Origin of the sequence: Chloracidobacterium sp., from assembly GCA_016711345.1 — a bacterium.
In the GTDB taxonomy this organism is placed as follows: domain Bacteria; phylum Acidobacteriota; class Blastocatellia; order Pyrinomonadales; family Pyrinomonadaceae; genus OLB17.
Genome location: JADJTD010000001.1, coordinates 1,951,912 through 1,976,796 on the forward strand (window position 1 = coordinate 1,951,912; position 24,885 = coordinate 1,976,796).

General features: G+C 50.4%; 9 protein-coding genes. 2 read left to right on the plus strand and 7 right to left on the minus strand.

Annotated elements, in window-relative coordinates; translation table 11 throughout:
* Positions 1-168 precede the first annotated feature (168 nt).
* Together IPL32_08200 and IPL32_08205 are read right to left on the minus strand one after the other, a co-directional pair.
* Positions 169-2,679: a diguanylate cyclase gene (locus IPL32_08200; GenBank protein ID MBK8465797.1), complete on the minus strand. Its 2,511-nt coding sequence runs from the start codon at positions 2,677-2,679 to the stop codon at positions 169-171.
* A 290-nt stretch (positions 2,680-2,969) separates the two neighbouring features.
* On the minus strand, positions 2,970-3,182 hold the full coding sequence (locus tag IPL32_08205; GenBank protein MBK8465798.1) for a hypothetical protein: 213 nt from the start codon (positions 3,180-3,182) through the stop codon (positions 2,970-2,972).
* 137 nt (positions 3,183-3,319) lie between these two features.
* Here IPL32_08205 and IPL32_08210 point away from each other — a divergent pair, with 137 nt between their 5' ends.
* Both IPL32_08210 and IPL32_08215 read left to right on the plus strand, forming a co-directional pair.
* Positions 3,320-4,282 (plus strand): carbohydrate kinase family protein, encoded by a 963-nt coding sequence (locus IPL32_08210; GenBank protein MBK8465799.1) that lies wholly within the window; start codon positions 3,320-3,322, stop codon positions 4,280-4,282.
* A 90-nt stretch (positions 4,283-4,372) separates the two neighbouring features.
* Complete coding sequence (locus IPL32_08215; protein MBK8465800.1) at positions 4,373-5,587, plus strand: diguanylate cyclase; 1,215 nt, start codon at positions 4,373-4,375, stop codon at positions 5,585-5,587.
* A 31-nt stretch (positions 5,588-5,618) separates the two neighbouring features.
* On the opposite strand, the gene IPL32_08220 is transcribed toward IPL32_08215, so the two are convergent.
* The 5 genes from IPL32_08220 to ribB all read right to left on the minus strand — a co-directional run bounded on the left by IPL32_08220 (position 5,619) and on the right by ribB (position 24,863).
* Positions 5,619-11,273, minus strand: coding sequence for a hypothetical protein (locus IPL32_08220; protein ID MBK8465801.1), 5,655 nt, complete (start codon positions 11,271-11,273; stop codon positions 5,619-5,621).
* A 356-nt stretch (positions 11,274-11,629) separates the two neighbouring features.
* Positions 11,630-14,608 (minus strand): dockerin type I repeat-containing protein, encoded by a 2,979-nt coding sequence (locus tag IPL32_08225; GenBank protein MBK8465802.1) that lies wholly within the window; start codon positions 14,606-14,608, stop codon positions 11,630-11,632.
* A gap of 579 nt (positions 14,609-15,187) precedes the next feature.
* The gene (locus tag IPL32_08230; GenBank protein ID MBK8465803.1) at positions 15,188-18,499 is read right to left on the minus strand and encodes a BamA/TamA family outer membrane protein; all 3,312 of its coding nucleotides are present in this window, start codon (positions 18,497-18,499) and stop codon (positions 15,188-15,190) included.
* 13 nt (positions 18,500-18,512) lie between these two features.
* Positions 18,513-23,621, minus strand: coding sequence for a translocation/assembly module TamB domain-containing protein (locus tag IPL32_08235; GenBank protein MBK8465804.1), 5,109 nt, complete (start codon positions 23,619-23,621; stop codon positions 18,513-18,515).
* Positions 23,622-23,735: 114 nt separating this feature from the next.
* Positions 23,736-24,863, minus strand: coding sequence for a 3,4-dihydroxy-2-butanone-4-phosphate synthase (ribB, locus tag IPL32_08240; protein MBK8465805.1), 1,128 nt, complete (start codon positions 24,861-24,863; stop codon positions 23,736-23,738).
* Positions 24,864-24,885: the final 22 nt, after the last annotated feature.

The window sequence follows — 24,885 nt, forward strand, 5'->3', positions numbered from 1 at the left end:
TGCCTTATGAACACACAACCAATGCTCAATCGGAACATGGACGATCAGTTTCCATGAAGCGAAAAAAATGACTGTTCTAAACGAAAAAAACGAGATTAGATTACTCCCTAACCTATTGCTTTGCAAGAATATTGTTGGGCACGTATGAAAATATGATTTAACAAACAATTAGTTTACCGCGCTCGACGTAACTACATGTGACTCATCCAGTTCGACAATAAGGCCGCTCTTATCTTCAGCGTTAGGAATAAGACTGGAAATCTCTCTATCAAGACCAATGCCGCTTATCATAAACCTGCTTGGATCGAGCCGCCGTCTAGTTTTTCTCCTATACATTGCTTTATCGGCCGCAATGATCACTTGATCAAATGTTTCTCCGCTTGCAGGATAACTCGCTGAGCCGATACTGACCCCGACCGATGCATATTTCGCGCCTTCGACTGTGAGTTTGAATTCAGATACACCTGCCTCGATTCGACTGCACAGGTCGGCTACATCCTCCAGGCTAGTGTCCGGTATCAAGGCTACGAATTCGTCACCGCCGTAACGTGCCAGGAAATCGTAATCACGGAGCTGTTCACGGATCACCCTACTGACCTCACGAAGAACATCGTCGCCAACTTTGTGCCCAAAAGAATCGTTTACCGCCTTAAACCCATCGAGGTCGAGCATCAACAGTTGAAATGAAGTGCCGCCGCGACTCGCTCGGCCAACCTCTTTTTCAAACTGCATTTGCAGGCTACGGGCATTTGGAAGCCCAGTCATCGGGTCGGTCAGAGCGTTAGTTTTAGCTTCGTCATGCTCCTGCGATTTATCGATCGCTTCAGCTGCGATCCTTGCGATGGTTTCCAAAAGCCGTAGATGCTCTTCACCATACTCAGCTATTTCGCTCGAATAGATAGACACCGCGCCGATCAACTCGTCGTTCGCGATCAGCGGTACCGAAGCCATTGTCGAGTAACCCTCAGACAATTCCGAATCAAAAAGTGACGGGTCAAAACGTGTGTCACCCTTTCGGACAGATTCTTTTGCTTTCAAGGCTGTGCCGGTCGCTCCTTCACCGACCCTGATACGCACGCCGTGCAGATCAACCGAATTTTCGCCATCAACACGAATGGCTGACGCGTATTTTTTTGTTTCATCCAGAAGGAAAACTGCACACGTTGTAAACGGCACAAATTCTCCTATCTTCTTGCTGAACATCCCAAGTGTTTCTTGAAAATTCAGCGCGGAGCTAAATTCGCGAGCTAACTCATACAGCTCAAACACTTCACGATTCGCCAGTTTGATTTGCTCAACATAATTATGGCCGCCATGGTCATTTTCCGCGGTGTATGCAAGACCGTTAGCCTCGATCTCAGCCTCAAGCCCTGCGAGATTTTTGATAAAACAACGAACCACCGCCGGATCGAAATGCGTTCCTGCCTCGTCCTGAATGATCTGTCTCGCAAGATCTCTTGGAATCGCAGGCCGGTAAGGTCGAGCTCCTCGCAGCGTGTCGTAGGCATCTGCAACCGCCAATATTCGAGCGGTTAGCGGAATTTCTTCGCCCTTGAGGCCTTCAGGATAACCGCTTCCGTCCCAAAATTCGTGGTTATATTTCACCGTCGGCACAACAGGATAATCGAAGCCGATCTTTTCAAGGATAGATGCACCGACGAGCGAATGTATCTTGGTCTTTTCGAGTTCCGCAGCCGTAAGTTTCTCGGGCTTGTTCAAGATATGATCGGGCACAGCAAGTTTGCCTATATCGTGCAACAAGGCTCCCGTGCGGAGTGCGTTGATATCGGATTCGCCCAAGCCTAGCAATTCACCCATTCGAATTGCATATATCTGTGTTCGCTGCACGTGGCCGAGGCCAACTTGATCGCGGGCATCGATCGCGGTCGCGAGGGCTTCGACTGTCGCAAGGTGTATCCGGCTGGCATCAGATATCTGTTTCGTTTTTTGATCTAATCTCTTTGTATGGATGCTGTACGCAATGTTTGCGAGAATCGCGATCGGTGCGACGACAAACCCAAATTCAATGCCAAAATGAGAAAAAGACAAGCAGACCACTATCGACGACAAAACCATCAATAAGCCATCCTGCCATTGCTCCTTAAACCGGTCCGGCAAACTTCTTTGAGTTTTGCCATCGCTCTCCAACTCATAGAAAGCTGCGGATATAACGGCGTTCATAAAAAGATAGATCGCCGCGACCGTTAAACCGCCGATGGCAATAAGTCCGACGAAAGGAGCCGTGAGGCCGGGTTTGGAGCCGACGCTAGCGGCCTGGCCGAAGATAAGAGAAAAAGCAGAGACAGAAACTATGATCGACGTAACCATCGAACATGTTTCGAAGATAAGATCGTTTTTATTTTTTCGTGATGGCCAGATGTTCAAGATCGTCGAAAGGACTCCCAAAACAACTCCGCCGGCAAAGCCAAACCACAATACTCCCCAATACGCAAACAATATCTGCACAGGCAACACACCGGCAGATTTGGGCAGCCTGATCTGAAATCTGCCAACAAATCCCGACACAGAAGCCGCCGTTGCGAGAGCAACGATCCCAAAAATTGGAAGTTCGACGATCGACACGGCCGCCAACCCTAACAGGGCGAGTGTAAATAAAAACAAAGAACCAAATAACAGCAAAGTCGGTGGTCGATATTGATGTATGGCTAGATCTTTCATTGGAATAGGCCGAAACTTGCGAAGGTGGTATTAGCTAGTTCGTTAGCACCCGTCAAAATTAGTATCCTCAACAAATGGGATATATATTTGCATGACTCCCCGAATAAAACGGAGAGCCTCGATCAGAATCTAATCAAACGGCGTGCCATGATAAGACACGCCGTAAAACCCTGAATTTATTTGACTAATAAAGAAAAAGAAGGGGGTGTAGAAAGAAGAGTCACCTGTCTCGATGACCGCTCAAATTGAAACAATGCGGTCAGATTGACCGATGTGTTATCAACTGACAGTTAATAGCGGTCGTCATCAAATTCATAACTGTTAAAGTCATCACCTGACGAACCTCCGTCATTTTCTTCGTCGTATTGATCAAGTTCGATCGGATCCAAACCAACAACAACGAGTTTGGCATTGCACTCTTCGCAAATGACAGTATCGCCTTGTTCGATCTCGGCATCGACGAAAACTTCTTCGCTGCATTCGGGGCAAATTGATGTGGGCATGTAAAAAAACCTCTCTCCGTAAAACTAAAGATTTATTTGTCTATCACGCGATTAACGGTGAAAATAATTATGTTATTCAATCTAACTAGATTTGCGATAATTTGGCAAGACCTATGTCCAAATTTTGGAGTTTGATAATGCAGTTTCCATTTCAACTATTACCACAAGCGGATTTTGACGTCATAGGTTTTGGGACAAACGCGGTCGACCATCTCATACGCGTGCCCGCATATCCTGCTTTTGATTCGAAGGTCGAATTGACTGGATACACAAAAGACGCCGGCGGTGAAGTTGCCTCAACGTTGGTCAGCCTCCAACGGTTGGGATTTAAAACGGCGTATGCCGGAAGATTTGGTGCCGATGCCGAAGGTGAGTTTGGCCTGCAAACATTGATCAAAGAAGGTGTTGATACTGCACACGCGGAAATGGTTGACGGTGCTGCGACGCAAACCGCATTTATCGTGATCGACGAGAAAACCGGTGAACGCACGATCATTTGGCATCGTGACAATAAACTTCAATATCAGCCGTCCGAAGCTCCGCTTGCGATTGTTGAACGCGGCAAAATTCTACATTTGACGCCGCACGACACTAGGGCAGCGATCGAAATGGCAAAAACTGCAAAGCTGCAAGGCTTGATAACATCGATTGACATTGACAATGTGTTTGATGAAGTAGACCAACTTCTACCGTTGATCGATATTTTCACTGCTTCGGCCTCGTTTTCTGGAAAGTTCTCCGGTTTGGAAGACGACAGGTCGGCAATGCTCGATATCGCTTCCAGATTTGGATGTGCTGTAGTTGGCATTACTCGTGGCCGCAAAGGCTCAACACTTTTGTGCGGAGACATATTTATCGAAACGTCCGGCTTTGACGTTCCAAACGGCTGCAAAGATACAACCGGAGCGGGCGACGCCTTTCGAGCCGGCCTCCTGTATGGATTATTGGCCGGCGAAACGGTTGAGGATAGTGCTCGCATCGCAAACGCTGTTGCAGCTCTAAAGTGCCGTAAATTTGGAGCGAGATCTGGGCTGCCAAACAAACAAGAATTAAACTTGCTATTAAAAAAACATATAGACGAAACAAACCGGCTGTATTAGAATTAAAGAGTGGCTTCTCCTGCGCACCACTTGCTCATCTTCCGCCCTTCCAGCGTTTGCTGACCGACCGACAATCTAAGCCCGACATTTATGGACTCGAAGATAGGCCTCATTATCCAATTAGCCGGAGTTTCGCTGATCACGCTGCTGACGCTCTTTTTGCGGCGCTCGATCAATGTTGTAGCGCTCAAGCATTGGACCAATGCATGGCTTTTTCTCTCTTTTGCGCTGTTTTGCCTGCGTCTCGCGTTTAGCTATGAGGTATATTCTGTTCAACTGTTCAGCCTATATTTTTTGAATGAGTACATTTTCGGATTCCTCCTTGTAGCCGGATGCAGAAGCCTAACCGAGAACAAGGAAATGCGAATAAGTAATGAGCTCTTCATACTTCCATTCATATTCGTAGCGTTCGGTTTGCCATTCATGGGCAACGATTTCAACCTTATATTCAATGCCCATTCATTGATCTTGTCGGGTTTTTTCATACTCGCATTTATAGCTCTGTGGCGGACAAAACTGCGAACATTCGGATGGCGTGTCATGCTCATCGCGCTGGGCCTGCTATTCGTTGATTTCTTTCAGTATTTTGTTGTTTTTACTGCCCGCCAGTATCTTTTAATCGATACCGATTATCTCTCTTACAATTCAGTTATCGACCTAACGCTACAGATCTTGCTTGGGTTCGGGATGGTGATCGTTCTTCTCGAACAGGTTCTCGCCGATGCGAAGAGTGCTAATGAAAAGCTCCAAATAGCGCATGCAAGGCTCGAGGAACTTGCTCATATGGATCCGCTTACTGCGGCCCTCAACAGGCACGCTTTTCATGGCTATTTGAAACGCCAGGGCGATTCGGATCAAAAAGTTGTTGGCAGCGTTGGTTTCTTCGATATAGACGGCCTTAAGGACATCAACGACAATTACGGGCACGCCGTCGGCGATGCTGCGATAAGATTGGCAGTCAGAGCGATACGAGAAGTTATTCGAGGTGAGGACCTGATCTTTCGATGGGGCGGCGACGAATTTTTTGTAATCATGGTCGGGCTTGATGCGGAAGTTGCCTACAAAAGAATGGTAAAAATGGAAGAACTGTTGACGGATGTAAACGTCATGGGTGCCGATCAACCCCTAACGATAGGAATTTCGCATGCGTTCGAGAATTTTACTGATATCAATGACCTCGAAAACACTATTGCTAAGGCCGACGCGATGATGTACCTGAATAAACAGCAACGAAAAGCCCACAAGTCTGATCTCACATTGCCAAGCCAACCTTTATTGAGCAGTCAAGTTCCTCTTCAGCGCTGATCTAGCAGTATCACTAAGTTAAAAACTGCGCTTAAAACAGTTCAATTTTACCATCGGTTGCTATTACTTCCGGTAAGCCTTCATTAAACATCAGGCGTTCCCAGATAAGCGGCGAAACCGCGCCCGGTGAACCGACTGCAAAGAATCTAAGATTGAGAAGCACGATATTACCGTCGATCGGGATCGAGCCATAAATTACAACTCTTAAAAGTCCGGGTTCAGTTGCGTTTGCGACCGCAGAGAGCGAGGGGCTCGCCGTTCCGACAAGGTCAACAGGATCGGCCTGAGGCTGGATCACCGACGGGTCATACATGAGGTCGAATTCATAGGAAATTATTCCCTTATTCGCCGCGTTCTCGATGTGTATTGGAATAAGGATTTCTTTGCCGCTTTGCGTAACAAGATCCGGCAATCTTACCGCCGAAGTTCTTTCAGGGCCGCCGCCGCCCGCAGAGCGTTCACCGATGCCGCTAGTCCAATTGCCCGAAACTTCACCTATCAGCAGCGCAGTATAATTCTCATTCGTAAGTTCGGAATCAACAGCGGAATACATTCTGCTTGCCGGGTTAAATATCCACGTTCCTGAGAGTCCGACGGGCGGCGGCAATCCGACCGCGTACCGCGCGACAAGTGCAGCGTCGAAGGATGATACGCCGCCGCCGCCGCTAGCATCTGAGGATGCTAACTGCACCGGACTTAATGAGACCGTCCCGGAAGCATATCCTGCAATCAATGCAGCATCGAACGAACCAATCGCACTATTGATACCGCCCGATTTCGAAGGCGTAACGGTATAACTACCCGACCCAAAGCCGCTCAGCAAATACAAACCTTGCTCTCCTGTCATGACGGAGATCAAAGACGGGCCGTTGGCGCTCATAACAACGTCTGGAACAAATCGCGGCCCTGATCCGACGGCATTTCCGTACGAAACAGTTCCACTGATTGTGGACGGAGGCGTTGGCGTCGGTGTAAATGTCTCCGTAGCAGTTGCAGTTGCGGTAAAAGTCTCAGTCGCTGTAGCCGTTGGAGTAAACGTCTCTGTAGCCGTTGCCGTTGGAGTAAATGTTTCCGTTGCCGTAGCTGTCGGAGTGAACGTTTCCGTTGCGGTTGCTGTCGGAGTAAATGTCTCCGTTGCGGTTGCTGTTGGAGTAAATGTCTCCGTCGCTGTGGCCGTTGGTGTAAACGTCTCCGTTGCGGTTGCTGTTGGAGTGAATGTTTCCGTTGCGGTTGCTGTTGGAGTGAATGTTTCCGTTGCGGTTGCTGTTGGAGTGAATGTTTCCGTTGCAGTTGCTGTCGGAGTAAACGTCTCCGTCGCAGTTGCTGTCGGAGTGAATGTTTCCGTTGCCGTAGCGGTTGGAGTAAACGTTTCCGTTGCAGTTGCTGTTGGAGTAAACGTCTCAGTCGCAGTTGCAGTCGGAGTAAACGTTTCCGTTGCAGTTGCTGTTGGAGTAAACGTCTCTGTAGCCGTTGCCGTTGGAGTAAATGTTTCCGTTGCCGTAGCTGTCGGAGTGAACGTTTCCGTTGCGGTTGCTGTCGGAGTAAACGTCTCAGTCGCCGTTGCCGTCGCTGTAAAAGTCTCAGTCGCTGTAGCCGTTGGAGTAAACGTCTCCGTTGCGGTTGCTGTCGGCGTAAACGTCTCCGTTGCAGTAGCTGTCGGCGTAAATGTCTCCGTCGCAGTTGCTGTTGGTGTAAATGTCTCCGTGGCTGTAGCGGTTGGGGTAAACGTCTCTGTAGCCGTTGCCGTTGGAGTAAACGTTTCCGTAGCTGTCGCGGTTGGAGTAAACGTTTCCGTTGCCGTAGCGGTTGGAGTAAACGTTTCCGTCGCAGTTGCTGTTGGAGTAAACGTCTCCGTGGCTGTAGCCGTTGGAGTAAATGTTTCCGTAGCTGTAGCCGTTGGAGTAAACGTCTCCGTTGCGGTTGCGGTTGGAGTAAACGTTTCCGTCGCTGTCGCAGTCGGAGTAAACGTTTCCGTTGCAGTTGCTGTTGGAGTAAACGTTTCCGTCGCAGTTGCTGTTGGTGTAAACGTCTCTGTAGCCGTTGCCGTTGGAGTAAATGTCTCCGTTGCAGTAGCTGTCGGCGTAAATGTCTCTGTCGCAGTAGCGGTTGGAGTAAACGTCTCTGTAGCTGTTGCCGTTGCAGTAAAAGTTTCCGTTGCCGTTGCGGTCGGTGTAAAGGTCTCCGTTTCAGTTGCCGTCGGCGTGAAAGTCACGGTTGCTGTTGCCGTCGGAGTAAATGTTTCCGTAGCTGTAGCCGTCGGCGTGAACGTCTGAGTTGCCGTCGCAGTCGGTGTAAATGTATTTGTCGCGGTGGGCGTTGGAGTGAATGTGCTCGTCGCTGTCGGCGTAAAAGTGTTGGTCGCCGTTGGAGTTGGTGTAAATGTACTCGTTGCCGTTGCCGTTGGCGTGAAGGTGCTCGTTGCTGTCGCCGTTGGTGTAAATGTATTCGTTGCTGTCGCTGATGGCGTGAAGGTGCTTGTTGCTGTCGGAGTTGGTGTGAACGTATTCGTTGCCGTTGCCGTTGCTGTATTAGTTGGCGTCGGCGTGAAGGTTGCAGTGGCCGTCGCAGTGTTTGTTGGCGTATTTGTCGATGTTCTCGTCGGAGTATTTGTAGCTGTATTAGTTGGCGTCGGTGTGAATGTGGCCGTCGCCGTAGCAGTTGCCGTATTCGTCGGTGTAGGAGGCGTGCAGCTCGATACTGTGTAATGGACTTTTCCGTTAAACGCTCTGGGCGTAAAACTGGTTCCAAAAGGATATGCCTTGCCGGTTCCTTCCTTGATCCTTATGTTTGCATCGCTGGCAAAAACAGTACCGACCGAGGTTCCCGGCGTGTAACTCATAGACCCGGCAGCTTCTGTGTAAGTGATATAAAACGCATACGTTTGGCCCGCCGGAATGGTGACGTTCAATGGTATCGGTATTGATGTGGAAAGACCGGGGCCGTTAGCAACAACGTCGTCGTAAATTCCTGCCAACGTCCACGCGCCCGAATTTGTCTCAAATCCTACATGGGTACCTGACTTATACCAGATCGCGACGTTTCCATTGTTGTTTAGATGTTCGTCAAACGACTTTATTACTACGGAGTTGATAGACGTTATGTCGAACATATTGCCGTTCTGAGAAGCTCCGCCGGCGAATGTGCTTGTGAGTGAAGTTTGGCAAAATGGCGTTGGAACTGCCGTCGGCGTATTTGTCGGTGTCGCCGTCGGCGTGGTGGCATCAGCGCTGACAAACAAAGTTACAGGAATAATGGTCGGGGCATTTAGAGCTCCGGGCGAGTCGATGGTTATTTGCCCTTGATATTCAGCGCCGATGGTCAGTCCGGCCGGATTTACCGTGACGTTAAGATTTGAAGGTGCAGAGCCATTAGCAGCCCCAAGCGTTATCCATGACTGATTGTCTGTTGCCGTCCAGTTAAGATTCCCATCGCCGCCATTGCGAATCGCGATCGTTTGCGTCAACGGCTGGTTTCTGGGTATCTTAAACATCATTTCGCCGGGTACCGCTATCAGTGTTGCGGGTATTGCAGGTTTGTTGCGAAATACGCGGATCGTAATTGAAGAAGTTCCCGTAAGATTTGGCGTATCTGTTGCAGTGAGGGTGATCGTATGCGTTCCCTCGTTCAGTGCCAATGCACTAATGTTTAATGACGTACCTGTCCCAAGAGCTCCGTTAAGGTTAGACGTCCATGCCAAGCGAGATCCTGTCAGCGCACCCTCATCAACGTCTGAACCCGTACCTTCCAGCATTACCATCTGATCGCCAACGTAGAGCCGGTTAGTTTCCGGAGCATCGATCTGGGCTATGGGTGCGTGATTTGAAACTGTAAAAAGCCCCGATTGTACAGTTCTACAATTGAACCCGTCACTTACGGTTACACGGATACGACCCTGAGTTGTGCCTGGCAGCTTGGTCACATCTACAGTCAGGCTATTCGTGTTCCAATTGAACGCGAGCGTTTTCCATGATGTTCCATTGTTTGCGCTGAATTCGACGGTGTGTGTCAATGTCGTACCGCCGTTCGAATCGGAGGCGTTCCAGGTGAAATTTGCGGTCGCTCCGCTCAACACCGCACCGGCTGCCGGAGCTGTGACACTGGCGGACGGAGTTGCAGATGAAGCCGTTCGCGTAAACAGGACAGTTTCGTTACGCAGAAGCACGATCTTTCTCGCATTGGTGTTCCACGGTATGAGCAGCGAAAAGGAAGCCGTCGTGTCCGAGTCTTGATCCGGGCTAAAACTGTGCCGTGATAAAACTGCACTTGCGGCGGTCTCGAGACGGATCGAGTATTCTCCCGGCGCTGGAATCGGGATATTGGCCGCTGAGGCACTTATAACGACGTTGCCAACAGTTCCTGTTTGAGCACTAAGGTTGATCGTTCCATCGACAATGACAGTCTGCGAGGCGTTGACAAATTGCTGGGATGGCGTTGGTGCTGCTGACGAGAACTGCGTTTGAAAAAGCTGGTTGTAATTCATTCCCGATGGCCAACTCGGGCGCCCGTAGCTCATAAAATCGGGCGTATGCGGATAATATATCTTGTTAGTGATACCAGTCGAGCCGTTCACATCAAATCCGAAAACGGTCGTCGGACCGTAATCGGTTTTGCTCAGGCTCAGTGTGCTGTCGCCTTCCAGCAGCGTACAAGGCACAAACTGGAAAAGGTAATAACATTTCTCGTTTTCCTTGTAACGTGAGTGATACAGTCCCAGCGAATGGCCCTGTTCGTGAACGCGGGCATTTATGCTTCCTGTATTAACGTAACCGATCGTCGGGCGGCCGGGAACATATGCCAGGCCGTCAATGTTCAGCGTACCAGGGTTACAATCGGCAAAGACGCCGTGGTAATAATCTTTTGCAGTTCCATTGCGGTAATCGCTAAGCTGCATACCGTTCATTTGTCTAAGGATCGACAACAGGTCGGTATTAACGCATGCATTGAACTGTGTTCGTCTGGATTCTGATACTGCATCGGCGTTGAGTTGGCCGACGGGATAGCGGCCCAGAAATTCTTTCTTCACCTTAGCGGTTTCCGCATCGGTCGGTGTGCGGTCTGTGCCGGAGTTCCTGTATGTATATTTTAATAGCTTAACGCTGAAAGGGTCCGTAGGCTGAAACGTAACCGTGACTTTGGTGCACGCATCGCCGCCGCCTTCACACTCAAATGGAAGCTCATTGCCGGCAAAGCTGAACTCAACATTTCCTGTCCGCCACGCACTTGGTATCTCGAATAGATAACTGTCATTCAAAGCTGCACGCAGCGGAAAACGCGGAACCGGAATGGATCTGCCTTCATTAATATTGGTTATTGGCCCCGGACTCAAGATCGTTCCCGTGCCTGCATCTCTGGCGGTAAGCGTAGCCGACGACGAAAATGAAGAAACAGATAGGTTCTTAACGTGAGCGCGAACGTAGGTTCTCTTATTCGCTACAAGCGGCAAACTGTTATTTAGATTTTGTACGCCCTGAGTGACTTCCAGCCCTATCAAAATAAGCGAACCGCTGCCAAGAGTACTCGCCGCCGGAGCGGCTAATATTTCAGCATCATTGATGCGTTCGAGCTCACTTGCTTCGACACCAAAACCCGATCCGCTGCCCCAATAGGCATTGGCCGCGAAACCGGTCATAAGAACGAGGATTGCGGTAATAGTGAGAATGCCGGATGACGGTCTTTGGGCGAACATAAACAAATACTTTTCCGCCGAAAAACGGCCGAGAGTCAATAAACTCCTAATCGCATGCCCAATTCGCAAAAATGCAAGGGATTACATCAATTAGCTTATAAAAAAATTATAGGTTGATTAACCGTAATGTCAAGATTTTTAGGTTTAAGCGAAGTGTCAGAACCGGTAGCGGCTGGTTCTTTTGCCCAAGCCCGCACGTGTCCGTAGCCCGTACGTTAGTAAGGGCATCACTAGCAAGAGTTCCGCACGAGTAACGGCATCACGCTGCAAAAGCCCGCACATAAGTAAGGGCGATACACTCAACAACGAATGTATCGCCCTCTTAATGATTACAGTTATCAGCTATTAGTTATCAACTAATCCAACAGCTCGACCTTTCCGTCAGTGACCGGACTCGCACCCGTATTAGTCCAGTTTCCCGAAACCTCGCCCATCAGCAATGCCGAATAATCTTCTCCTACAATACTGCCTACGACCGATGCATAAACTCTATTCACGGGCACAAACCTCCACGTTCCCGCAACACCAAACGGCGGTGTACCCGCGACGAGACGGGCGATCTGCGCCGCATCGAACGAAGACACGCTGCCGTTGTCGCTCACGTCCGCCACGATCAGCGCATTGCCGGTCAGGATGTTGCTGCCCGCAACGTGCTGTGCGATCCTCGCGGCGTCAAACGAAGTGATGCCGTTCACGCCGCCCGTCTTTGTCGGAGTGACTATATAAGTTCCCAAAAGAAATCCCGAAAGCAAATAATCACCGCTTGGAAAAATGGTAGTAGTAAAAATATTAGACGGCCCGGTAGCACTGACAGTCACATTCGAGACAGGACGCGGCATCGGCGCACCGATCGCATTGCCGTACGTAATAGTTCCAGAGATCAAAGGTGTGTGAGTCGCTGTTGCGGTCGGTGTAGTAGTAGCAGTCTGTGTCGGAGTATTTGTATTTGTCGGCGTCGGTCCCGTCGCCGAATCGTAACGAGCGAAGCCTACCGACGCGTGACAACCAGCAGTAGTAAACGTTCCGCCGACGTATATATCGGTGCCGGAAACGGCGATGTCATCCACGCCCCCATTCGTGCCCATCCCAAGAGCCGACCAGTTTATTCCGTCCCATTTTGCAACTCGGTTTACCGTTACGCCACCAGCAACAGTAAACGTGCCGCCAACGTATAAATCACTACCTGTCGCTTCGATAGCAAAGACGCCGCCATTTGTTCCTGATCCAAGAGATGACCAACTAACTCCGTCCCATTTCGCAATGCGGTTTGCGGGCGTGCCGCTCGCACTGCTAAACAGGCCTCCAGCGTACACATTACTACCAGATACCGCGATTGCAAAAACTTCGTCACCTGATGATCCAACACCCGCCCCGAGGGCGGACCAATTGGAACCATTCCACCTTGCAATTCGATTTACAGTCACTCCACCTGCCGTAGAAAAGTTTCCGCCTACATAAATGTCGTTGCCGGATACTGCAATGGCTTGAACGACGCCGATTACTCCAGAACCCATTGCAGACCAACTCGTTCCATCCCATTTCGCAATACCATTCATTGTCGTTCCCCCAGCAGCGCTAAAGGCGCCCCCGGCGTACAAGTCATTACCGGACATGGTAAGGGCAAGTACATTCTCATTTGTTCCGGTTCCCAAAGCGGACCAACTCATACCATCCCATTTCGCAATATGATTCACCGTGACTCCGCCTGCGGTGGTGAAATAGCCCCCGGCGTAAATGTTGCTACCGGATATAGCAAGAGCAACAACAAAATCGTTTGTGCCCGTTCCAAGAGATGTCCAACTCGTTCCATTCCACTTTGCGATGTAGTTCGCGGTCACGCCGCCCACGCTTTGGAAAGCTCCTCCAATGTAAACATCGTTGCCGGAAACTGCTACCGCTCCGACTGAGTTGTCTGGCCCCAACCCTAGAGAAGTCCATGTTGTCCCGTTCCACTTTGCGATATTATTCACGGTCATCGTGAAATCGTTCATGTTGCGAATCAAACCTCCTGCATACAAATCATTACCCGATGTTGCAAGGGCACTTACAACTCCAGCTGGCGTTCCGGATCCAAACGCCGACCAGTTTGTCCCATCCCATTTAGCGATACGATTTACTGTCACTCCTCCCGCCATCACAAAACGACCGCCCACGTACAAAGCGCCTCCTGACATCGCCAACGAATTGACAGGACCATTGCCAATGCCTCCACTCGTTCCTGATCCGAGCGCTGACCAACTTATTCCATCCCATTTTGCAATATGGTTTACGGTTATGCCTCCCGCAGTAATGAACTCACCACCTACGTACAGGTCTTTGCCGGACACGGCAAAAGCGTTGACTGAGCCATCTGTTCCCGAACCGACGGCGGACCAGTTGCTTCCATCCCATTTTGCTATTCGGCTGGCTGGCACTCCACCGGCCGTTGTGAATTCGCCCCCAACGAACAGATCGCTACCGGATACAGCAAGCGCAAACACACGGCCAAAACTCCCGCCACTTGTACCCGTTCCAAGAGCCGACCAGCTAGTCCCGTCCCATTTTGCAACGTTGTTTAGTGTGGTTCCGTCTGCGCTAGTAAACCGCCCGCCTACGTACACGTCACTGCCTGATATTGCCATCGCAAGAACACTTACGCCTGTTAGCCCCGAACCGAGTGCCGACCAATTTGCACCGTCCCATTTTGCAATTCGGTTCACCGTTACACCGCCTGCGGTTGTGAATTCCCCCCCAACGTATAGATCGGTACCAAATACAGCAAGCGCATAGACAGTGCCATTAGTACCCGAGATTCCCGATCCGAGAGCTGACCAAGTAGTTCCATCCCATTTTGCGACGCGGTTCACATCTAATCCACCCGCTTTACTGAATAGTCCACCGATGTAGAGACTGCTTCCTGAGACAGCTAACGCATTGATAGACAGATCGGTGCCAGGAAATGCAAAACGATCGTCCCATCCATCAATGCAACTGGCCGATGGAGATAAAGTCGAACTTTCGGAGACAAACCGCGGCTCGCCATTTGGGCCGTATGACATCTGAAAGCCTTTCGGGTCAAAGCTGCCGACAGAGCCTTTTTTGATCGTGCCGTCAATATTCAAAATACCCGAAAGCGGTGCAGCGGTATTCCCACTAGATTCGTCACCGGATTTGCCGGATTCGCGGACTGTTTTGAGATTTGCCTGTCCACTGTTCTTGTCGGCATTTACAACTCGTTCTCCAATTTGAGAAAGCGCAAGGATTCCTAAAAGCAATACTAAGGTGCCAACAAAGAATGACCGGACATGAAGCCGTCGGATGAGAACTCCGTGAAGTGAGGGATAAACTTTATTCATAAGATTCGCCTGTAAATAAAAGATTTCCGCTAGCATACGCCTGAAAAGTAACTATTTCAATCTAAAATGGCAGTTCAGACCGCCTCCACGAAACTATTTGCAAAGTAGGATTTGTTGCACAGACAATAAATTGAACGTCTTGTGCAATTTTTCGTATAATGGGCTGTGATCTGTATTTATGAGCGGATCGGGATATTTGATAGACAGTAATTTTGCCTCGAATCAGTTAGGCGGCAGCGGAAGCTGTAACAATCTGTGCTACAAAATGCGCAGTTTGTCATAACCTGTCATACAAACGGCGCTTCGGGAAAATTTTAGATACACGGCCAGAGCGATCTTGTAAGCCCAATGTTTACTGAGTTTAAGATGTGAAAGAACTTTGCTATTCGTCACAATTTGGACGAAAAAACTTTTTTCAAAAAATCGTGGAACGCGGTCAAAAACAAGCAATAACCATATTGTTTACAACATTTACAGCGTTCCACGGAGAACTGGAACGCTCTGGAACGATTGGAACGGCGTTTTGCGTGAAAAAAAAACGGTGGGACAGTGGGACACGGGACAGTTGGGGACAGACTATCAGAACGCTTGCGAGAATCGGAAGTGAATATGGCCTTGGCGGAGTCGGTAGATGGCGTTGCCGCCGGCCGCTTGTGGGATCAGGAATTCCGGCGGATTAAGAAGGTATCCGTAATCGACGCCAAACTCGCCGCCGACGGGCGTTTTTAGCCGCAATCCAAGTCCAACCGAATGCGTCCAGACTGCAAGTTGGTTTTGCGCCGCTACATCGTTCGGTGCAGCGGATGGGCGCTTGAAAATGTCGCCAGCCTTGCGAAATACGTTGCCTGCGTCATAGAACGGCACGGCACGGACCGATTTTGAAAGCGGAATACGAGCTTCCAGATTCATTACGGCGAGGCCGTTGCCGCCAAATGGAACAGTGAACGGGTCGAGAAATACCTGTGTCCCATTGCTGTCGATAAACGTGCCTTGTGGAATGATGACGACACGCGGACCGGCCTCTTCAAAATCGAAACCGCGCAGCGTGTTCGATCCACCGCCGTAAAATCGCTCACTGATCGGCAGCAGACCGTTGAGCGATGGAAATTGAGCACTGTTAAACCGGTCGCCGCCGGAGAAAACATGGCCGAGTCCGATGATGCCGCGTGCGGCCAGCGTTGTGTTTCTCAATGACGGAAAGGTGTAGTAGTAGTTTGCCGTGGCTTGAAATTTTTGAAAACCGATATTCGCACCGATCGCGGGAAACGAGACATTATAGTCTGCGGTTATGTATTCCCCCTTTGTGGGGTCACCAGCATTATAGCGGCAAGGTTCAGAAGGTTCGCCCTTCGCTATGAGGTCGAGAAGCGAGTATTTCACCGAACAATTTTGCCGCGTATCGCGAACAAACGTAGCGCCGAGCCCGGAAATGCGGACCCGTTGATCCGGCCGCAGAAGTTCTTTGATAAGCAGGCTTTCAAATTTGAAAAGCCGCACATCCTCGAACCGGTACCTGAGGAAGAAGAGGCTGCGATTCTTTCGACTGATGGTGCGGCTGGTTTCTGCCGAGACCGCAAACCGGTTAATCGTCGGGTCTCCCGCCGGCATTCCAAAATCATCTATCGGATTGCCTTTCTCATCTACCCGTTGAACGATGCCGAAGGTCCCGCGATCAAAAGCCGAGCGAAAGAAGCGTGTAACGGTCGAATCACGCTGGTACAAGGCGCTGATCGTAAGCGGTGCAAAGCGCTTGCCTTTGTCACGCATGAACCTCGGATGGACGAAGTCGAACTGCACCAATTGCTGGCGTTGGCTGACACGCACACGTGCTCCGCCCTGCCAGAGATTTCCAAGTAGATTGATGTGCCGGATGTCAAAAAAGCCGTCGAGTCCAAGATCGGTCGAGAATCCACCGCCGTATGTCATCAGTCGCGGCGGTTGTTCCTCAAGGTTGACAATGATATCGGTCAAACGGGTTCCGTTTGGTCCGTCGCCTGCCGGTTGCGGTTTGATCTCAACTCGAGAAAAAGCGTCTGTTCCATACAGATTCTGTTCACTGGTATATATCTCAGCGGCACGTAACAGATCGTCCGAACGCAACGTCAATGCCTTCAGCACGGCTTCGGTTTTTGTGTTTTCATTGCCGTTTATGAGAATACGCCGGATAACGACCTTCTTGCCTTCGGCATCGACGCTGAACTCGATCTTTACGTTCTCTTTATCCGCATCGGCGGGTAGCTCGATCATTTTTGAGGTAATGCGGGCATCGTAATAACCGAGGTTAGAGTAGTATTCGCGAAGTTTTTGAACGGCATTCCGTTCCCTAGCTCGAGAGTAATTTCTGGCGGTGATGGATGGCAGTTGAGCGAGCAGGTCGTCAGTTGGAATCGCAGCATTTCCGCTGATGCTGACATCGCTGACCACGGTCGGCAGGCCTTCATCGATCACGAATGTGATTATCAGGTCGTCGCCGTTCAGCGATACACCCTGATTGACGCGTACCTCGGCATCACGGTAACCAAGTTCCGACATCAGAGATCTTATAGTCGCAGCGTCTTGTTCGAGGATCGTGGCACTCGTATATCCGTTGCCGTAGCCAAGGACCGGAATCACGCCGAGAATATTTGCTACTTGTGATGTCAGAACGGTCTGCACATCTTCGATGGTCAATTTGTCCGTGCCCTTGATCAGGATCTTTGTCAGCGTAAGTTTGCGGTTTGGATCGACGCCGTATTTTACCTGTATTTCGCGACCCGTCAGTTCGGCACCACCCAGGAATCTGCACAAAGTGTCCGAATCGTTTGGAAGCGGTGTATTCTCATCGTCCGCCAGCGTCGGTGTCGAAGAGCACGCGGGAGTTACCTCGGCAAAGAAGTAGCCTTTTTCTTGATAGTAATTTTCGAGACGGAGTTTACCTTCAATTATAGAGGCATAATCGAGTGTTCCTTCCCGTTTAATAGGAAGCAGTGAAATTTGAGTGCCGCCGGTGATCTTTTTCTTTTCGGGTGTTTCGATAACGACATCAACTATCGGTCCGACCTTGCCCGCTAGGACGATAAGTATCGTGTTTGTATCGCCGTCATACGTAACCTTTGGATCGTCGAGCTGCGGAGCAAGAAATTTGTCTTTTTTCAGAAAGTTGCGGACCTTTACTACATCACCTAGCATACGTTCGCGCGAATATTCTTCGCCCTTACGCAGTTTCAAAAGCTCCGGCGGCAGAGTCTTGTTGTACCCCTCGATATTGACAACAAAATCGCTCACAGTCGCCTGAGCGTTTGGTGTTACCTTGAATGTAACGCCAACATCAGCCTGATTTTGCAGCGGCCGACGCTCATATGTAACTTCCGATCTGTAAAATCCTTTTTCGCGCAGGTAAGCAAGAATCTCATCGGCGCTGTTGCGAAGGGTTTGCTCGGTAACGGCCGAGCCGGGAGTTATCAAGTTAAGCTTAAAGAGCAGATCTTGCTCCGTGATAGGATCGCCAACTGTTTTATCAACAACTATTGATACCTTTTGAGCCTGTGCTTTTCGCTTTATATTAAAAACTAGATCGACATTTCCGGCAGCGTCGAGCGAGGCTGAGACACTAACCGTTTCAATCTTTTTGGTTTTGTATAAGGCGTCGATCGCGTCTCTGATCCGAGGCGCCGAATAAGTCGAACCAACCTGCTCGCGAGCCGTCAGCTTGTACTCTTCTAAAAGCTGAGTGTTGCTGTCAGTTTCGCCGAAGCTTATATTGATGTTGCCTATCGGACGTTTTTCATATTTATTTTGTCCAAACGAAGTGGTTGCCGATGACAATACAATAATAAAGAACGTAGCCACGCACAAAAGCGCGGATGCATGGGATCGCAGTGTTCTCGCCGGTTTATCGCTTCTCGTTTGCATTCAAAAATATGTCCTAAAATCTCCGGCGAAAACGAATTTCAAAACTAAAGTTGTCGCGCGTACGCGTAACGTTGCTCAATGCTCGCTGTTCGTATTGGGCTACTAATGACAGCTTGTTCGACACGCGATATTCGAGTGCGAGTATCTGATTTTGGTCCTGCGACAGGTTGGTTGCGTATGTGACCCTTAAATTCTTATTTATCTGCCGCCCGACAGTTAGCCTTGCCGACGGATTTGCAATATTCTGCCCCGAAATGATCGGATCGATCTCAAACACATTCAAGCCAAACAGCCTGTCGGTCGCTTTCCTCGCGGGATTGTTGATGATCGAATCCGTCAAAATTTCCGCAGCGGTATTGATTCCGGTCTGAGCAAACGTTGGCAGCCCGCCCGCGGTATTTGTCAGGCTTCCGGTCGTGATCAGCGATACAACATCGGCCTGAGGCAGTGCCGGGCTGGATCGTACTGTTGCTGAGAGCTGCTCGGAATCCTTGAGCGGCCCTGACAGATTGATATAGACCTGATAACCTGCGATCTCAGACTCAGCTTGAAGATTGATGACCGGTTCAACGGCGGTATCGGGCGGGAACTCAAGAACACCGCGCTGCACTTCGTATCTTTCCTTTCTAAAAAAGATCGTGCCGCTATTCGCGGTTATGCGGCCCGAAATACGCGGTTCATTCGCGTCACCCGTAAGAACGAGCGATACCGATGCCGTCAGGTCGGCGATGTTGTTCTTTACCACCAACGCGTCGCGGCCCTCGATCACCAGATCAAATCGCGGAACCGTCAACGAGCTGCCGCCTGAAGACAAAATCGGATCACGCCGTCCGCTTACCAGATTTGCAAGATCAATATCCTTTGAATAAATGCTGCGGCGAGCATAAACGCGGCCGCTGATAGTCAATTGCAAGTTCTGCACAGGATTATCGCGAACGCCGATGATCTCGAGTTGAGCATCGCCGGTCGTCATAAAATCCTTTGGCAGCGGAACGGTAACATTATTGCCGTCAAGCGAAAACCTAAATGTTTGAACCGACAAACCGTCAAGAATTCCTCCTCCGCTTCCGGTAAACTTTCCACCACCGAGGTATCCGGTTGCCTCTTCGACCTCGACCTGATTGGAGGTAAAGATCACTCGTGCCTTGAGACGTTCAATCGTAAAACGATCTGAGCCCATAAATGTCGCGACCGAGCCGTTAACGATATTTGCCGTACCGGAAAGCCTCGCCGTCGCATTTGGCCCCGACAGCCTAACCGACGTATCCGCAAAACCGCTAAAGAAGGTATCCTTCGTCAGCAAATTGAGCAGAGTAAGATTTACACGGCCATCGATCGATAGATTGTTGTTGCCGTTGTCGGTCAGTGCTTTGGTTCCGGCGATCGTCATATTCGATCCGCCGCCCGCAAACCGAGCGCTTTCAAAAATGATCTCACGCGGATTAAACCGGATAACAATAGGCTCCGCTGCGGCAAGCGGCGTTTCCTGTATTTGCAAAGCAAGCTGCGAAAACTGTGCGGTGCCTGACAAATTTGCGGCTGTATAAATGCGTTTTCCTTTGTCGTCGAGTGCCGACAGATTTCCGCCAAACTCGACACGTCCGGTTCCCGTTCCGGTGATAGGAAAATCTTTCAGCTGCTTTACGAAAGCGAGAAAAGGAGCAACAGGGCTTTGATTAAAATCTGTCGAAGCCATAAACGGCAAATTGTCATCGGCCAGATTTACCGAAGCATTTATCACTTGCGGCCGTCCGTCGAGATTTGCGGTCAGTTCGGCTGTCAACACTCGATTCACCGTTTTTCCGTTGAAAGCAATGTTGCCGAGCGAGGTTTCATTGACGGCAACATTCGGTGCAATGCCGTTAAAATTGACGTCGTATGTCGAAGGGCGGTTGTATTCTCCTGTCGCCTTTGCCGTGAAATCCAGGTCGCCGCTGATGACAGGCAAACTTACGCTCTTTGGCAAAAGTGCAAGTACGAGCGGAAGCGGAACGCCCTTACCGTTGAGATCGGCAGCAAATGCTGACGATGCACGGTCAAAATTTCCGCTTGCGTTAAGCCGTCCGGCGCCGATCTGCATCTCGCCTGTCTGCAGTTCGATCCGCGTTCCGCTAAAGCCTGCTTTGACCTTCAAATTATCAAACGCCTGCCCCGCAATTACACCATTCGCCGCAGCAAGATCGATCAATCCTGTCGCCTGTTCAGGCAAGCCCGTGATATCGACGGTTCCCGATGTGTTGCCGTTCAAGTCGCGAATCCCTTCCGGCAGATCTATCGGCAATGCGGCAAGAAGATTGCCCGCATTTATATTTGTGAGTTCTGCTTTTACCGCTACGCTGTTCGTCTTTCCGGTTGGGATACTAACAGTAAATGACGCGTTTCCGCCGCTGCTTTCCCGCAGTTTACCGTTTCGCAGTTCAGTGCCGGATGGCGATACAAATATGTCGGTTGAGACAGACCCTATCTCGCGTCCGCGCAAAGCGATCGAATCGAGCGAAGCCTTTCCATCGATCGTTGGATCGGATAAATTGCCCGTCAGCGATCCGTCAAACGTCAACTTTCCGCCGACCGCGACCTGCATCGAATCCATCTGACGCTCAAACTCGGGCGACACACCTAGAACGCGAACAAGCCGTTCGATCTCCGAAGCATCAGCCGATCTCAGTGCAAGCGTTAGATCGGAATTCTGGTCCTTTAGATCAAAACGTCCGCTTGCGTTCAGGCTGCTGTTCGCCGATCTTAGGTCGGCTGTATCGATATTAAAAAGACCATTTGCCGCGTTAAGTCTTACCTGCCCGCTGATCGGTATCAGGCCGCTGTCTGCTGTTCCTGCGTTTGCGGTGATGCCTGCATTTACGGTTCCGCTCGCCGTGCGAAAGTTCGTTCCGCTGAATGTGAGATCAATGTTCCCGGTCGTCTCGCCCTCAATAGGAATAATGCGTCCGCTTTGCAGTGCGAGAAGTTTTGAAATATCTAGGTTGGCAAAATCGCCTGTCACCGTCGATGCCGTTCTGTTGTTCAGAGCGATCTCGGCCCTGCCGTTCAACTGGCCGTTCATTACAGTCGCGGTTAGATCGTTCAAAGCTACGCGCTCATTCGTAACATTCACTTTCGATCTCGCTGCTCCAAGAGCAACACTTCCGATCGCACCGCCGCCGAGGCTCATGTCCGCGGTCACGCGATAACGGCCAGATGGTTCAAGAATGTAAACCGGCTTTTGAATTTTTACGGCTTCGAGTTTACCGCCTTGCGGCAGGTTTTTGGTTTTCGCCAATGTCACATCGCCCGCATCGATGTCGTTCGACGTCGCTTCGACACGGCCTTGCCTGACCGTTAGCCGGACGCCTCCAATATTAATGCTGCCAAGCACGGCCGAGCCTGTATCGATCTTTGCAACGCGAGTTTTGTCTGCATAAACCGTCAGTGCACCGCCGGAAATATTTTCAAGATCCACCGTCGGAGCAGTAACGCCGCTGACAGTCGTACCGTCAATATTAAGTTGGTCGACGCGAAGATTCTTAGCAGTAAAATCGGTCGTTTTCGGCAGATCTGTAAGTTGGAAATCGTCAACCGAAAGCTTTTTCGCTTTTATACCCTTTATCGATCCGGCATCGGCCCTGACGTTGTTCAGACCAACCTCGGTCGTGCCTTTGCGATGTTTTACGCGGACATTTTGGCCGGTCACGCCTTGCAAACTAAAATCCTTAGACGAAAGGGACTTGGTATTTCCATTCGGAGCGGAAACATTTACGGTGCCGTTAGCCAGCGAAAATTTCAGGTTTCGCGCTTGCAGCTCGGCAAACTCCAGATCCTTGATCGAGAACTTTTGCGCTCGTCCGCTGCCGGCCTGTGCAGTGAGTTCGCGATCACGAACCTCGGCCGTCGCGTCGCGTAAAAATAAACCGCCTATGCCAAGATCATTCGTTTTTGCGGCCGCAGCCTGAAGCTCGCCCAGCCACCGAAAATCAGTTCCCGTCCCACGTACGTTTCCCGACAGCTTGAGAAAATCAACGCGAAAATCTTCGAACGTCAACATCTCTGCCACGGCAGTTCCGTTTGCTTCGTAATTGGCATTCGTTCCGGCAACAGTCGCCTCGACGTTCACGGCCTTGAGGTAAACGCCGTTCGCACGCAGGCTCTGAGCATCTGCCTCGCCTTCGATCCTATAAGTCTCGCCTTCGCCGGTCACCTTGCCTTTAAAATTGCCGACACCGACGAGCGAAGTGCCGATCGGTAAAATGCTCGACGCCTGCGTCAGATCGACGCTCGATTGAATATCGAATTCATAACGCGGTGCGGCCCAATCGGTAAGCGTTCCCGTCAGCGTTGATTCACCGATGGGCGTTTTTAATTCAAAACTCTTGATCTCGGCTCCTCGGTTATCTGCTATGCCCGAAGCTCGAATGTCTATGTCCTCCACCGAGCTTTCGTTATATATAAAGTTCGAGTCCGTCGAGGTCAGATCAAATTTGTAGCGTTTCTGTTCATCTGGAACCTCGCGATTCTCCGGCGAAAGAAGAAACAGAACGTTCTTCGCATTACCTGAGACCTTTCGTGACAGATCGCCAAAATGCACGACGCTGTCAGCAAGCGAAAAATCGACCGAGTTGTATTTGAAATTTACGGACGATCCGCGCTCATCCTCGACGAGTTTAAGGTTTGCAAAATTCGAACGCCCGTTCTCGTCAAACTTTACCCAAGCCTCGGCTCCCTTGATCTCGGTCTTATCTATACTGATGTCGCGGCTCAATTGCCATGCGTAAAGGTTCTGGACCGTCAACAAAAGATGAGCATCGCGGATAAAGAAAAGTTTCTCGCCACTTACGCGATCGTTAAATGTCGCGTTTTTGAGTTCGAGTTCGAGCGGATTGACCGTGACGCGAAAAACATCGGCACTAAAATCAACGCCGATGTCAGCCATCTTTGTAACAAACTGCGTCTTTACATAGTTGTTAAAAACGCCGCTACGGTAAATGATGAACGAAAAAAGCACAAGCAAAAACGCCGCCGCCGCAAGCACCACAGCCGCGATCACGCCATTGCGCCGCGTAAAAAACCGTCTGCGCATGATCTGCGGTGACGGTTCCTGCGGTTCACTGTTTTCGTTCTCGTCTTCGGGCATATCGATCAGCAATTAAACTTTGTGTCCTTTGTGTCTTCTCTCCGCGCCCTCCGTGTTAAAAATTTGATTAAACACAAAGGACACAAAGAATCTCCACAAAGAGCACAGAGAAATCTACAAGCTCACCGTCTCGACTATCTCAAGGTCAAACGCATCCAGAGCATTTACCTTCGGCGGATGATTAGACAGCAGCCGAATTTTCTTGACGCCGAGATCTTTTAATATCTGCGCGCCGATGCCGTAATCGTGAACTTTTCCATAACCCGTCTCACGTTTTGCCGTCTGAAAGTCCATTCCCTGCTCCTGCATCAGCGCATAGGTCCTGAGCTGATTCACAAGATCAAGGTTATTCTCTCGCTGGCGCAAATACAGTATGACGCCATAACCTGCTTCTGAGATCTTTTGGAGAGAGGTTTGCACAGCGTTTGACGCTTCGCCTAAGCCGACGCCAAACATCGCAAACGTGACGTTCTCGGTTTGGACGCGAACTATCACAGGCTCGGTTGCACTCGAAACGTCGCCCATCGCCAGCGCAAGATGCGTTTCGCCGTTCACCTCGTTCTCATAAAGCACCGCCCGAAACGTCCCAAACTGCGTCGGCAGGTCCGTTTCAACAACGCGCTTCACCAATGTTTCTTTATGGATTCGATAACGAACAAGGTCGGCGACTGAGATGATCTTCAGCCCATGTTTCTCCGCAAAAACTTCAAGCTCCGGCATCCGCGCCATCGTGCCGTCGTCGTTCATGATCTCGCAGATAACAGCCGCCGGCTGCAATCCCGCGATCCGCGCAATATCAACGCTCGCCTCAGTTTGCCCAACGCGCACAAGCACGCCGCCATTCTTTGCCCGCAAAGGAAAAACATGCCCCGGCCGCGCCAGATCCGAAGCTTTCGACTTCGGATCGACCGCAGTTAATATCGTCTTCGCCCGATCAGCCGCCGAAATGCCCGTCGTCACACCTTCGCGAGCCTCGATCGAAGTCGTAAACGCCGTGCCCATGCTCGAGGTGTTTTCCGTTGTCTGCGGGAACAGTTGTAGCTCATTACAGCGCTCCTCGGTCAACGGCATACAGATCAAACCGCGGCCATGCACCGCCATAAAATTAATGATCTCCGGCGTCACCATCTCCGCCGCGCAGACGAGATCGCCCTCATTTTCACGGTCCTCGTCATCCACGACGATTATCATTTTTCCGTCGCGGATGTCGCGCGCGGCATCTTCTATCGAGGCTAAAGGCATTTTTGATCTCAACGTGGGCGCG

Coding starts and splice junctions, on each gene's coding strand:
- ribB (MBK8465805.1), bottom strand. CDS start 24,863: ATGCCTTTAGCCTCGATAGAAGATGCCGCGCGCGACATCCGCGACGGA.
- IPL32_08220 (MBK8465801.1), bottom strand. CDS start 11,273: ATGTTCGCCCAAAGACCGTCATCCGGCATTCTCACTATTACCGCAATC.
- IPL32_08225 (MBK8465802.1), bottom strand. CDS start 14,608: ATGAATAAAGTTTATCCCTCACTTCACGGAGTTCTCATCCGACGGCTT.
- IPL32_08205 (MBK8465798.1), bottom strand. CDS start 3,182: ATGCCCACATCAATTTGCCCCGAATGCAGCGAAGAAGTTTTCGTCGAT.
- IPL32_08215 (MBK8465800.1), top strand. CDS start 4,373: ATGGACTCGAAGATAGGCCTCATTATCCAATTAGCCGGAGTTTCGCTG.
- IPL32_08230 (MBK8465803.1), bottom strand. CDS start 18,499: ATGCAAACGAGAAGCGATAAACCGGCGAGAACACTGCGATCCCATGCA.
- IPL32_08235 (MBK8465804.1), bottom strand. CDS start 23,621: ATGCCCGAAGACGAGAACGAAAACAGTGAACCGCAGGAACCGTCACCG.
- IPL32_08200 (MBK8465797.1), bottom strand. CDS start 2,679: ATGAAAGATCTAGCCATACATCAATATCGACCACCGACTTTGCTGTTA.
- IPL32_08210 (MBK8465799.1), top strand. CDS start 3,320: ATGCAGTTTCCATTTCAACTATTACCACAAGCGGATTTTGACGTCATA.